The following is a 12,260-nucleotide window of genomic DNA, read 5'->3' on the forward strand; positions in this document are numbered from 1 at the left end:
ATGTCGGCGCAGCATGAACGTCCGCTGAGCTCAGGACCTTGCTCGTGCCGGTGAGCCTGCCGGCGTCCGCCGCGCCCGTTTCCGAACCGCCACCAGGCCCAGCCCCGCCAGCAGCAGGGCGTACGTGCCGGGCTCGGGCACCGGCGTCAGCAGAAAGCCGACGTTGTAGCCGTCGTAGGCCCCCGCCACCAGGATGTGGCCCGCCTCGTTGATCGCGACCGCTCGGTTCAGTTCGATGCGGGCGGCGAAGTCCGTGGCGATCAGGTCGGCCAAGCTGTGCATCTCGCCATCGCGGTACAGGAAGGCGCGGTGGTCGAACGAGCTGCCGCTGTTCGGCCCTTCGGACCAGCCCACGATGTCACCGGCATCGTTGATGTCCAGCGCTTCGCTGTGCGTGCCGCCCAGCGTGCCGAGATCGTGCATCGCCATGCCGTCATGCCAGAACGCGTGGCCGCCCCATATCGGCCCGCCGGCCAGGGACGACTGCCCCACCACATGCCCCGCCGCGTTGATCGCCGATCCATGGCTGTCGAGCCCTCCCAGCGTACCCAGCAGCCGCAGCCCGTCGTCGTCGTAGATGAACGCCTGACTGTCATCGAGGGCGTCACTCGCTGGGGCCATGCCCGTCACCTGGCCCGCCTGGTTCAGGTCGGATGCGCGACCGAGGCCAATGGTCTGCAAGCTCCCGTTCGAGTAGATGAACGCATGGTGCGTCGCTACGGTTTCGCCCCACGTCGTCCAGGTGCCCACCACCTGCCCCTTGTCATTGATGGCGCTCGCATGGCTTTCGTCCGCCCCCGTTGGGTGGATGTCGCGCATGGAGCGCCCGTCGTGCACGAAGGCGTGGTACGCCCCGTCGCTGGGTGGGCGCGAAGCGCCGACGATGTGGCCGGCGTTGTTGATGCTGGCAGGGACGCTGTCACCACCGCCCAGCGTCCCGAGGCCCTGCCATTGACCGCCCGCGTAGGCGGAGGCCTGGAAGAACTGGCCGTAGTTGCCGGTGGCGGCCGTGATCTGGCCCACATCGTTCAGATCCGTCGGATCGACCGAGTAGCCCGGATACAGCAACGCGGCCCGGTAGGAGGGCAGGGCGGCGTCGGCGAGCGGCGCGGTCAGCAGGCAAACGAGCGAGAGGCAGGTGGCGGCGAGAGGTTTGTTGAGCGGCATGCGTGATGTCCCGTGGATGGAAAAGGAAGTGCTGCGCAGGGCCGGCCCGCCCATGGAACGCGCGGTGCCGACCGCGGCCGCGCAGCGTCTCGGAACTGCCTGACGATCATCGCCGCGCATGGACCGCAGGTTGTAACGAAGTGGGGTCCGGCCCGCCCCCACGCGCTCAGCGCCGCGATGCTTCCGCCAGCACCCCGCGCACCAGCCGGCGGAAGGCGGCCAACGTCGGCGCGTCGTCGCCGGTACGAAAGTTCATGATCACCGGCGACACGGCACCCGCCTCGGCCAGCGGCCGGTAGCGCACGTCGTCGCGGTGCAGCCGCTGCACCGATTCGGGCACCAGCGCCAGGCCGATGCCGGCGGCCACCAGGCCGATGGTGGTCTGCAGCTCGTTGGCCTCCATCGCGATGGTGGGTGACAGCCCCTGCGCCCGAAACACCGCAAGCACCTGGTCGGCATAGCTGGGGCGTGGCCGCGCCGGGTACAGGATCAGCGGCTCGGCGGCCAGCAGCGCCAGGCTCAGGCGCTTGCGTTTCAGCAGCGCGTGGCCGGCGGGCAGGGCCGCCACCATCGCTTCCTGCAGGATCACCTCGCCGGTCAGCTCGGGGTCGTCGAGCACCAGGCGGCCGAAACCGACGTCGATGCGGCGCGCTTTCAGGGCGTCGCGCTGCTGCACGGTGGTCAGCTCCGACAGGCCCACGTCGACGTCCGGCTGGCCGGCGCGGAAGCGCTGGATCAGCTCGGGCAGCACGCCGTACAGGGTGGACGGCACGAAACCGATGCCGAACCAGGCGCGCTGGCCGCGTGCGATGCGCCGGGTCGCGTCGCCCACCTCGCGCACGCGGGCCAGCAGCTGCGTCGCCTGCTCCAGCAGGAAGCGCCCCGCCGGCGTCAGCCGCAGCGGCCGGGCGGTGCGGTCGATCAGCTCGGCGCCCAGCTCGTCTTCCAGCTGGCGGATCTGCCGGCTCAGCGGCGGCTGCGCGATGTGCAGGCGCTCGGCCGCGCGGCTGAAGTTCAGCTCGGTGGCCACGGCCTCGAAGTAGCGCAGGTGTCTCAGTTCCATCACGGCCCTCGGGTGGCTTCCATACCCGCAGAGTATGGCGCCGGACACCATCGATATTGGACGCCGCGCCACCCGCCGCCCATGATCGGTGCCAAAAGCGATGTTCACCCGCAAGCACCCACACATGACCACCGCGCTGATCGCCTCCATTGAAGCCCTCCTGGTCGACCTGCCCACCATCCGGGCGCACAAGCTGGCCATGACCACGCTGCACCAGCAGACGCTGGTGATCGTGCGCGTGCGCTGCAGCGACGGCACCGAAGGCCTCGGCGAAGCCACCAGCATCGGCGGCCTGAGCTATGGCGACCAAAGCCCCGAAGGCACCAAGCTGGCGATCGACACCTACCTGACGCCGGCCCTGCTGGGGCGGGACGCCGGCAACATCAATGCGGCGATGGCGGTGGCCGCCAAGGTGGCGCAAGGCCATTCGTATGCCAAGTCGGCGATCGAATGCGCGCTGTTCGACGCGCTGGGCCACCGGCTCGGGCAGCCGGTGCACACGCTGCTGGGCGGCGCGGCACGCAGCTCGCTGCCGGTGCTGTGGACGCTGGCCAGCGGCGACAGCGCACGCGACATCGACGAAGCCCGCGCAATGATCGAAGCGCGCCGCCACAAGGTCTTCAAGCTCAAGATCGGTTTCGGCGACCCCGACGCCAACATCGCGCACGTGGCGCGCATCAAGCAGGCGCTGGGCGACGAAGTGCGCATTACGGTCGACGTGAACCAGGCCTGGGACGAAGCGCTCGCCACCCGCTGCATCGCCAGGCTCGAAGCGGCCGGCGTCGACCTGGTCGAGCAGCCCACGCCACGCCGGCAGCGCGCCGCGCTGGCGCGGCTGGCGGCGCGCTTCGACGTGCCCATCATGGCCGACGAGTCAGTCAACGACGCGCAGGATGCGCTGGAGCTGGCGCAAGCCGCCGCCGCCGACGTGTACGCGCTGAAGATCTCCAAGGCCGGCGGCCTGCTCGCCACGCTGCGCGCCGCGGCCGTGGCCGACGCGGCCGGCATTGCGCTGTACGGCGGCACCATGCTCGAAGGCAGCGTCGGCAGCATCGCGTCGGCGCATGCGTTTGCGGCGTGCCCGCAGCTGCGCTGGGGCACCGAGCTGTTCGGCCCGCTGCTGCTGAAGGACGACGTTGTCGTCGAGCGGCCGCTGTACCGAGACTTCGAGCTGCACCTGCCGGCCACGCCCGGGCTGGGCGTGGCGCTCGACCCCGACAAGCTCGCCTTCTACCGCCGCGACCGCCGCCGCACCGCGGTGGCCGCCGCCCACCCTGCCCCGGCCGAGGAGTGACCATGCTGTTCCACGTGCAGATGACCGTGCGCCTGCCCCACGACATGCCCGCCGCGCAGGCCGACGCGCTGAAGGCGCGCGAAAAAGAGATGGCGCAGGCGCTGCAGCGAGCCGGCACCTGGCGCCACCTGTGGCGCATCGCCGGGCGCTACGCCAACGTCAGCGTGTTCGACGTGCCCGGCCCGGCCGAGCTGCACGACACGCTGTCGCGCCTGCCGCTGTTCCCCTACATGGACATCGAGGTGCAGGCGCTGTGCCGCCACGCGTCGTCCGTCCATGACGACGACCGTTGAATGAAACGGATACCCTGCTGAGGAGACCATGACCATGAACCGCCGCCACCTGCTCGCCGTCGCAGCCGCCTGCTGCCTCGCCGCCGGCACCGCCGCCGCCCAGAGCGCCGACTACCCCAACCGGCCCGTGAAGTGGGTGGTGCCCTTCCCGCCCGCCGGCGCGATGGACGTGATCGCCCGCACGCTGGGCGAGCACATGGGCCAGGCCCTGGGGCAGACCTTCGTGATCGAGAACAAGCCCGGCGCGGGCGGCAACATCGGCGTCGACATGGTCGCCAAGTCGCCGGCCGACGGCTACACGATGATGATCGTCGCCAACGGCATGGCGGTGAACCAGTTCCTCTACGCCAGGCTCAGCTACGACCCGGTGAAGGACTTCACCCCGGTGTCGCTGGTGGCCGTGGTGCCCAACGTGCTGGTGACCCACGCCGCGCGCGCCAAGGTGCACACGGTGCCCGAGGTGATCGCCCAGGCCAGGTCCCGCCCCGGCGAGGTGATGTATGCCTCGGCCGGCAACGGCACGTCGATCCACCTCGCCGCCGAGCTGTTCAACTCGATGGCCGGCGTCGACATGGTGCACGTGCCCTACAAGGGCAGCGGTCCGGCCGTCACCGACCTGATCGGCGGCCAGGTGGAATACATGTTCGACAGCGTCACGTCGGCGCGCCCGCACATCGAATCGGGCAAGCTGCGGGCGATTGCCGTCACCACGGCGAAACGATCGTCGGCACTGCCCGGCGTGCCGACCATCGCCGAGTCGGGCTTGCCCGGCTATGAGCTGGCACCGTGGTTCGCGGTGTACATGCCGGCGGGCACGCCGCAGCCGGTGGTCAAGAAGATCAACCAGGCCCTGCTCGACGCGATGAAGCTGCCTGCCGTGCAGCAGCGCTTCGCGGCCATCGGTGCCGAGCCGATCGGCAGCACGCCGCAGCAGCTCGCCCGGCACCTGCAGGCCGAGATGGACAAGTGGGGCAAGGTGATCCGCGAGCGCGGCATCCGGGCCGACTGAAGCAGCGCCGCGCCCGGCGTGCTTTCAGCGGGCCGGGCGGGGGCCTCCCGGCCCGGCCACGCGCTTGACGAGCACGTGCACGCCCACGGCCAGCAGCAGCACCGCCAGCAGGCCCAGCGCCCACGTCACCCAGATCACCGGCACCAGCCAGCCGAGCGCCGCGCCCGCCCAGGGCAGGAGGCCGCTCGTCGTGTCGACCATCCACAGCAGGGCACGTTGGGCGGCCTGCACCAGGGCGGGGTCGACCCACCAGGCCATCCAGTCGGGCACCGGCCACTGCGCGGCAGCGCGGCCCAGCTCGACGGTCTCGCCCGAGGCCACCGCCTGCGCCGTCCAGCGCGTCAGTTCGGACGCCACCACGGCGCCCCCCGTCCAGAGGACGGCGAAAACGGCAAACACGATCCAGACCACAGCTTTCATTCTTGGCGCACCTTTCCAGCAGGACTCTACGGCCCTGGACTATAGAGCCGGCTGCGGCGGCACCGTTCGCCCCCGCCCAGCGCCGCTTCGTCCCGGGGGGCCGCCGCCTGCCGCGGCCCCCCGGCATGCTGGCGGCGTCGCTGTCCCGTGAAGCGTTTTCGATGCACCGTCACCTGCTGCCCAGCTGCCTTGCCCTCACCCTGCTGTCGCTGGCCGGGTGCGCCGCGCTGCGGCCCGACCGCGCGCTGCGCACGGCGACCGGCACCGTCGCGCACGACCTCTGCTCGGAAACCTTCGTCAGCGGCCTCGACCCCGACCTCACCTTTGCCGAAAGCATCGCGCCGCGGCCCGGCTTGCGGTGGATCGCCTGGGGGCTCGGCTACCAGGTGGACCGGACGCAGCAGCAGGTCACCGCCACCTTCGCCGGCGGTTTGACGAGCCGTGCGGTGCACCGGGGGCGCTGGGGCTGCGTGCTGGTGCATGGCGACGAACCGATCGGGCGGCCACTGGGCGCCGCCGCGCCGACCGCCCCCGCCCTGCTGCCCCAGATCGCCGGGCCGGAGCCGGTGGCGGCGGCCGACCCGCAACTGCAAGCAGCGCTCGACGCCGCCTTTGTCGACCCGCCCGGCCAGCGCCGCCAGACCAAGGCGGTGGTGGTGGTGCACGACGGCCGCATCATCGCGGAACGCTATGCGCCGGGTTACGGCCCCGAGACGCCCCTGCTCGGCTTCTCGATGACCAAGTCGGTGGTCAACGCGCTGGTGGGTGTGCTGGTGCACGGCGGGCGGCTGGCGGTCGACCGGCCCGCCCCGCTGCCGGCGTGGCGCGGCGACGCGCGTGCGGCCGTCACGGTCGAGCACCTGATGCGCATGAACAGCGGTCTCGAACTCGACGAGACCGGCAGCGGTTTCGATCCGTCGAACCAGATGTTCTACCTGGCACCCGACATGGCCGCTGACGCGCAGGCCGCAGGCGCCCGGGCCCGGCCGGGTGAACGCTGGGCCTACAGCAGCGCCAGCACCCACCTGCTCGCGCGCATCGTGCGCGACGCCGCGGGCGGCACCGCCGAGTCGGTGCAGCGCTTTGCCGCCACCGAACTGTTCGGCCCATTGGGCATGCGGCACGTCACGCTCGAGATGGACGCCACCGGCACGCCGGTGGGCGGCCACTACATGCTGGCCACGCCGCGCGACTGGGCCCGCTTCGGCCTGCTGTTCCTGAACGACGGCGTGGTGGGCAGCCGCCGCCTGCTGCCGCCGGGCTGGGCGGCGTTTTCTGCCAGCCCCACACCCGGCACCAACTACGGCGCCGGTTGGTGGACACCCTGCACGCCGGGCAGCCACGGCGTGTGCGTGGACACCGGCGTGCCGCCCGGCGCCTACCTGGCGCTCGGCAACCTGGGGCAGCGCCTGGCGGTGATCCCGTCGCACCGGCTGGTGGTGCTGCGCATGGGGCGGGCTCACGGGCGGGGTTTCGATGTCGATGGTTTTCGCACGCTGGTGGACGCGGCGATCGGCGCGGCCGGCCGCGACGCACCGGCCGTGGTGCCAGGTCAATAGCGCGTGAGCACCCGGTACTTCAGCGTCGTCGCGCCGCCGGCCGGCACCGACACGCGCCACTCGGCGGTGCCGGCGGCCACCTTGGTGTGGCGTTGCGATTCCTGCACCATGGTCCAGTCGCCCGGCACCGGCTCACGCACGGTCACGGTGACCGGCTCGGCCTTGGCGTTGCGCAGCACGATCTCGTAGGCGCTTTCGAACACATAGCTCGCCTTGTTGGTCGGCTCGCGGCGCTTGAAGTCGGTCTGCTTCTTGTCGGCCGTCACGTCGAAGGCGTCGCCCAGGTGCAGGCGCACCTTCTCGTTCTTGGGCGTGTGGTCGATGCGGTCTTCGCCGACGAACTGGGCGTTGCCGGCGCTGTCGCGCTTGTACACGCGCACCACGCCCTTGGGCAGCGGCATGCCGAGGCGGCTGCTTTCGCGGTTGGCGAACTCGACGAACACGCCGACCTTGATCTTGCGGCCGATCTCGCCGACGCTGTCGCGGTAGTAGTGCTCGTGGCCCGACAGCAGCAGCTCCTTGGTCACAGGCACGCCGGTGGCGTTCAGCAGCGCGACCTGCTTGGTCTGGTTGTCGGCCAGCGTGGTGGTGCGGCCCAGCGTGTACAGGTGGTACTCGAACAGGGCTTCCTGCGCCATCTCGGCCGGCGCCGGCGCCGCCATCGCGCGCATCACCCGGTCCTGGGCCACGGCCCGCATCTCGTCGCGCACGCGGTTCACGTCGCCGGCCACCAGTTGCAGCCGCGCGTTGGGGTAGGTGGTGCCGCTGCGGTTGGTCAGCGTGACCCAGCCGTTCAGGTCGAGCGCGCTGTCGTCGGCGCTCAGCTCGGCCACGTAGTCGGCCTGCCACGACAGGCCGCCGGTCAGGTAGGACAGCTCGACGCTCTGCGCGCCGGCCCGCTTGTTGTGCAGCTGCGTGACCAGCGTGGGCCGGTCGCGCAGGTTGGCCGGCACGCCGTCGAAGACGATGCGGCCCGGCACGCCGGTCTCGATGCGGTCGCCCATCTTCAGCACGATGCCGCCGTTGGCGCTCAGCACCTGCGCGGCTTCGACCGTCTCGGCGCCGGTGGTCGGGTGCGTCTTGACGATCTTGACGCTGCGGCCGACGTATTTCTCCAGCAGCTTGGCCGGCGTCAGCAGGTCGAAGTCGAAGTTCTGCTCCAGCAAGGTGAACGCGCCGGGCTGCGACAGGCTGCGCAGCAAGGCTGTCTGCGGCCGCATCTGTGCGCTAACGTCGCGCAGCGCCAGGCGGTTGTCGCCGGCGTCGAGCGTGACGTTGCGCGCGTCCTTGATCAGTGCCAGGTCTTCGTTGTAGATGGTCACCGCCACCGATTGCTGGTCGTCCAGCGTGCTGCGCCGCTCGGGGCTCGCAGCGGGTGCTGCGCGTGCGGCCGGCGGGGTGGGCGCGACCGGCTGGGCCGCCGCGGCGGCATGAAGCGCCGCCGCGACAACGGCCAGGACGAAAGGCGAACGATGGACCTGAAGCATGGGATCTCCGCAGAAAAAGAGGGGTGGGCGCCAACGCGCTTGCTGCTGCAAACGCGAGCAGCGCACCGGCGGGGTTGAAGCGACAGAAAAATCGGCCGCGCCGAAACGCGGCGGCGCGCGGCAGGCTTGGCTACCCGGTGGTCGCCAGTTGCCGGTAGAAGATGTGCGTCGGGCACAGGCCGCCGCCCGGCCACAGCGCATAGCCGGGCACGGTGCCGCAGTGCTGCCAGCCCAGGCCGGCGTACAGCCGCGCCGCGTCGTCGTTGCTGGTGTCGAGCACCAGCAGGCGCTTGCCGCATGCGGCAGCGACCGCTTCGGCCGAGCGCATCAGCGCGGCCCCCACCCCGCGCCGGCGCAGCCGCCGCAGCACCAGCATCTTGGCCAGGTCGGCGCGGTGCGGCTGGTTCTCGGGCTGGTCCAGCACCAGCTGCACGGTGCCGACGATGCACCCGGCCTCTTCGGCCACCAGCAGCGCGCGGCGGCCACCGGCCACGTCGGCCGCGACACGCTGCCAGAAGGCCACGGCGCGCTCGCGCGACAACGGCAGCATGAAGCTGACCGACGCGCCGCCCTCGACGCAGTCGATCAGCACGTCGGCCAGTTGCTCGACCTGCAGCGCACCGACTTCATCGAGACGGCGCACGGTGACGGCATCTGCTGCTTGCATCGGTTCAGCTCCTGGCGCCTGCCTGCGCGGCGATGACGACGGCATAGCGGGCGGGTCGGCGTGTGGGGTTGCGGTAGGCCATCGGCCGGTCGAGTGTCATGGCGTAGCAGTCGCCTGCGTCCAGCAGCTGCACCTCGTCGCCGACCGTGACCTCGATGCGCCCTTCGAGCACCCACACCTGCTGGTGGATGCGCGGCTCGCGTGCGCCGGTTTCATAGGCCACGCGCGCACCGGCCGGAAACTGCACTTCGACGATCTGGATCGGAGACGGGAGGCCGGCCGGCGACACGTTGCGGCGCCGGTAGCCCGAGCCCGGGTCCCGCCACCACGGCTGGGCCGCCGCACGCGCCACCGGCTCGGGTTGCGGCGCCGGCGCATCGAACAGCGAGGCCAGCGGCACGCCAAGGCCGGTGGCCAGCCTTTCGAGCACCACCGCGGTGGCGCTGCTTTCGCCGCGCTCGATCAGCGAGATCATCGAACGGCTGACGTCGCAGCGTGCGGCCAGCGCTTCGAGCGACAGGCCGAGCGAGGTGCGCAAGGCCTTGACGCGGTGCGCGATGCGTTGGTCGAGGCTGCCGGTTCTGTCTTTCATGGTGGACGTATCATCCAACTTATTGGATGACGCCGTCAACCCCCGCATGCCGGCCGGCGCGGCCTCGACGGAGCGGCTCAGTCGCCGACGATGTTGCGCGCGCGGATGATCTCGCCGAAACGAACCGAGTCTTCTCCGGCCTTGGCGCCGAACTCCTCCGGCGTCATCGGGGCCGGCACGCCGCCGAGTGCGGTGATGCGCTCGCGCACCGCCGGCAGCGCGAGGATGCGGTTGATCTCGCTGTTGAGCCGCTCGACGACGGCCTTCGGCGTGCCGGCCGGCGCGTAGAAGCCGAACACCGTATCGGCATCGAAGCCGCGCAGGCCCGACTCGTCCAGCGTCGGCACGTCGGGGAACAACGGCGAGCGTTGCGGCCCGCCGACCGCCAGCAGCTTCAGCTTGCCGGCCTGCACGTGCGGCAGCGCCACGCCCGGGTCGAGCAGGAAATCGATCTGGCCGGCCAGCAGGTCGGTCAGTGCCGGCGCCGCGCCGCGATACGGCACGTGCCGGGTCTGCAGACCGGCCTGGCTGTTCATCATCTCGGCGGCCAGATGGGGCGAGCTGCCATTGCCCGGCGAGCCGAAGGTGAGCTGGTCGGGACGCGCCTTGGCATGCGCCAGGAACTCGGCGACGTTGCGCGCCGGGAATTCCGGCCTGGTCACCAGATAGACCGACACGCGCGCGGCGGCGGCCACCGGCGTCAGCGCCTTCATCGGGTCGAAGCTCATCTTGCGGTAGATGTGCGGGTTGACCGACACCATGCCGCCCGAACTCATCAGCAGCGTGTAGCCGTCGGACGCCGCCTTGGCGACTTCGGCACCGCCGATATTGCCGCCCGAGCCGCTCTTGTTGTCGATCACGACCGGCTGGCCCAGCGCCTCCTGCAGCGGCTGCCCCACGGCGCGCGCGATCTGGTCGGCGGCGCCGCCGGGCGCGAAGTTCACCACCACCCGGACGGGTTTGGCGGGATAGGCCTGCGCCTGCGCGGTGCCGGCGGCCAGGGCCAGCAGTGTCACGAGGGCCAGGCGTCTGACGACGGTGGGTGAGGTGTGCATGGTTTGTCTCCTGTCTTGGTGTGATGGGCCCGGTGGTTCATTCGACGATGACTTCCACCAGCGACGGCCCGGTTGAGCGCAGCGCCGTCTCCAGCGCGGCATGCAAAGCCTCGGGCCGTTCGACGCGGACGGCCTCCACGCCGCCCAGCCCGCCGGCCATCGAGACAAAGTCCAGCCCGCTCAGGTCGGTGCCCGGCAGTGTCGAACCGGGCCGGAAGCCGAAGCTCGGTGCGAACTCCTGCAGTGCCGCATAGCGCCGGTTGTTGAGGATCACGAAGGTGACCGGCAGTGCGAGCTGGGCGGCACTCCACAGCGCCTGGATGGAATACATCGCCGAGCCGTCGCCGACCAGGCCGATCACCCGTTCGCCCGGCCGCGCCAACGCCACGCCGACGGCGGCCGGCAACCCGTAGCCGAGACCGCCGCTGGCCATCGTGTAGAAGGTGCCGCTGCGCAGCATGGGCAGGTGCTCGTGCATCACCGGGCGGGCGCTCGGCGCTTCTTCGACGACGATGTGTTCGGGGCGGCGCACGTCGGCCAGCGTCTGCAACGCATAGGCCACCGACATCGGTGAGGCCGGCGGCACGCGCCGCCGCCCCGCTCGCGCCGCGGGCAGCGTGCGGGCCCGTGGGGCCGGGCGCTCGAGCAGCTCGCGCACCGCCAGGCGCACGCTGCCGACGGCCGCCGTGCCCACCGGCGCCCAGGCAACCGTGTCGGGGTCGTCGATCACCTGGTAGAGCGAGGCACCGGCCGGCAGGTGCGGGCCCTGGCCTTCGACGTGGTAGGTGAAGGCCGGTGCGCCGAGCGCCAGCACCACGTCGCTGCCTTCCAGGCGTGCGACGATCTTCTCGCGCATCGCGGGCAGGAAGCCGGCGAACAGCGCATGGTCTTCCGGGAAGCCGCAGCGCGCGGACATCGGCGCGGTGAACACGCGCGCCCGGTGGCGCTCGGCCAGCGCCACGACCTCGTCCCAGGCCCCGTCGCGGTCGACGCCGGCACCGATCACCAACGCCGGCCGCTCGGCCGCATCGAGGGCGTCGCCGACGAGGCCGAGCACGCCGGGGTCGCAGCGCAGCAGGGTCCCCACCTGGCGCGGCGCCACCGGTGCACACGGGCGCGCCCAGTCGTCGGCAGGGATGGACACCAGCACCGGCCCGCACGGCGGCTGCATCGCCAGGTAGTAGGCCCGCGCGATGGCCTGCGGCACGTCCTCTGCGCGTGCCGGCTCGCAGCTCCACTTCACGTAGGGCCGGGGCAGCTCGGTCGCCTGCGCCGAGAACAGGAACGGGTCGTACGGCAGGATGGAGCGCGCCTGCTGGCCGGCCGTGATCACCATCGGCGTGCGGTTCTTCCAGGCCGTGAAGATGGCGCCCATCGCGTGCCCGACACCGGCGGCCGAATGCAGGTTGACGAAGGCGGCATTGCGCGTGGCCGCCGCATACCCGTCGGCCATGCCGACCACCACCGATTCCTGCAGCCCGAGCACGTAGTCGAAGTCGTCGGGAAAGTCCAGGAACAGCGGCAGCTCGGTGGAGCCCGGGTTGCCGAAGATGCGGCGGATGCCGAAGTCGCGCAGCAGCTGCAGCACGGCGGTGCGGACGGTGACGGGGGCGTGGGCAGGCATGGCGCGATGGCTGTGGCTGGAACCCATGCA

The 12,260-nt window shown here is 71.3% G+C and carries 12 protein-coding genes; 4 read left to right on the forward strand and 8 right to left on the reverse strand.

Translation table 11 applies throughout. The features are described 5' to 3' along the window. Positions 1-30: 30 nt before the first annotated feature. Complete coding sequence (locus M8A51_RS13010; RefSeq protein ID WP_251778901.1) at positions 31-1,167, reverse strand: PEP-CTERM sorting domain-containing protein; 1,137 nt, start codon at positions 1,165-1,167, stop codon at positions 31-33. Positions 1,168-1,333: 166 nt separating this feature from the next. Beyond that, positions 1,334-2,230 (reverse strand): LysR family transcriptional regulator, encoded by an 897-nt coding sequence (locus tag M8A51_RS13015; RefSeq protein ID WP_251778902.1) that lies wholly within the window; start codon positions 2,228-2,230, stop codon positions 1,334-1,336. A gap of 124 nt (positions 2,231-2,354) precedes the next feature. Here M8A51_RS13015 and M8A51_RS13020 point away from each other — a divergent pair, with 124 nt between their 5' ends. Genes M8A51_RS13020 through M8A51_RS13030 form a run of 3 tightly spaced genes read left to right on the forward strand, consistent with a single transcriptional unit; the run spans position 2,355 to position 4,826 of the window. Then, positions 2,355-3,524: a muconate/chloromuconate family cycloisomerase gene (locus M8A51_RS13020; RefSeq protein ID WP_251778903.1), complete on the forward strand. Its 1,170-nt coding sequence runs from the start codon at positions 2,355-2,357 to the stop codon at positions 3,522-3,524. A 2-nt stretch (positions 3,525-3,526) separates the two neighbouring features. Further along, on the forward strand, positions 3,527-3,817 hold the full coding sequence (gene catC / locus M8A51_RS13025) for a muconolactone Delta-isomerase (protein ID WP_251778904.1): 291 nt from the start codon (positions 3,527-3,529) through the stop codon (positions 3,815-3,817). A 34-nt stretch (positions 3,818-3,851) separates the two neighbouring features. Then, positions 3,852-4,826 (forward strand): tripartite tricarboxylate transporter substrate binding protein, encoded by a 975-nt coding sequence (locus M8A51_RS13030; protein ID WP_251778905.1) that lies wholly within the window; start codon positions 3,852-3,854, stop codon positions 4,824-4,826. 24 nt (positions 4,827-4,850) lie between these two features. Here the strand turns inward: M8A51_RS13030 and M8A51_RS13035 are convergent, their stop codons facing one another. Next, positions 4,851-5,246 (reverse strand): hypothetical protein, encoded by a 396-nt coding sequence (locus M8A51_RS13035; RefSeq protein WP_251778906.1) that lies wholly within the window; start codon positions 5,244-5,246, stop codon positions 4,851-4,853. Positions 5,247-5,407: 161 nt separating this feature from the next. Here M8A51_RS13035 and M8A51_RS13040 point away from each other — a divergent pair, with 161 nt between their 5' ends. After that, positions 5,408-6,805 carry a serine hydrolase domain-containing protein gene (locus M8A51_RS13040; RefSeq protein ID WP_251778907.1) on the forward strand — a complete coding sequence of 466 codons (1,398 nt, stop codon included), beginning with the start codon at positions 5,408-5,410 and terminating at the stop codon, positions 6,803-6,805. Here the strand turns inward: M8A51_RS13040 and M8A51_RS13045 are convergent. The 5 genes from M8A51_RS13045 to mdlC all read right to left on the reverse strand — a co-directional run bounded on the left by M8A51_RS13045 (position 6,799) and on the right by mdlC (position 12,257). Continuing rightward, positions 6,799-8,292: a DUF4139 domain-containing protein gene (locus tag M8A51_RS13045; protein WP_251778908.1), complete on the reverse strand. Its 1,494-nt coding sequence runs from the start codon at positions 8,290-8,292 to the stop codon at positions 6,799-6,801. The genes M8A51_RS13040 and M8A51_RS13045 overlap by 7 nt on opposite strands. Positions 8,293-8,422: 130 nt before the next feature. Continuing rightward, positions 8,423-8,959: a GNAT family N-acetyltransferase gene (locus tag M8A51_RS13050; RefSeq protein WP_251778909.1), complete on the reverse strand. Its 537-nt coding sequence runs from the start codon at positions 8,957-8,959 to the stop codon at positions 8,423-8,425. A gap of 4 nt (positions 8,960-8,963) precedes the next feature. Continuing rightward, positions 8,964-9,551 carry a helix-turn-helix domain-containing protein gene (locus M8A51_RS13055; RefSeq protein ID WP_251778910.1) on the reverse strand — a complete coding sequence of 196 codons (588 nt, stop codon included), beginning with the start codon at positions 9,549-9,551 and terminating at the stop codon, positions 8,964-8,966. A 77-nt stretch (positions 9,552-9,628) separates the two neighbouring features. After that, positions 9,629-10,606 carry a Bug family tripartite tricarboxylate transporter substrate binding protein gene (locus tag M8A51_RS13060; RefSeq protein ID WP_251778911.1) on the reverse strand — a complete coding sequence of 326 codons (978 nt, stop codon included), beginning with the start codon at positions 10,604-10,606 and terminating at the stop codon, positions 9,629-9,631. Between the two features lie 37 nt (positions 10,607-10,643). Continuing rightward, a complete protein-coding gene (gene mdlC / locus M8A51_RS13065; protein WP_251778912.1) occupies positions 10,644-12,257 on the reverse strand; it encodes a benzoylformate decarboxylase in 1,614 nt (537 codons plus the stop codon). Positions 12,258-12,260 lie beyond the last annotated feature (3 nt).

It is taken from the genome of Caldimonas mangrovi, from assembly GCF_023721835.1.
GTDB classification, from domain to species: Bacteria; Pseudomonadota; Gammaproteobacteria; order Burkholderiales; family Burkholderiaceae_C; genus Caldimonas; species Caldimonas mangrovi.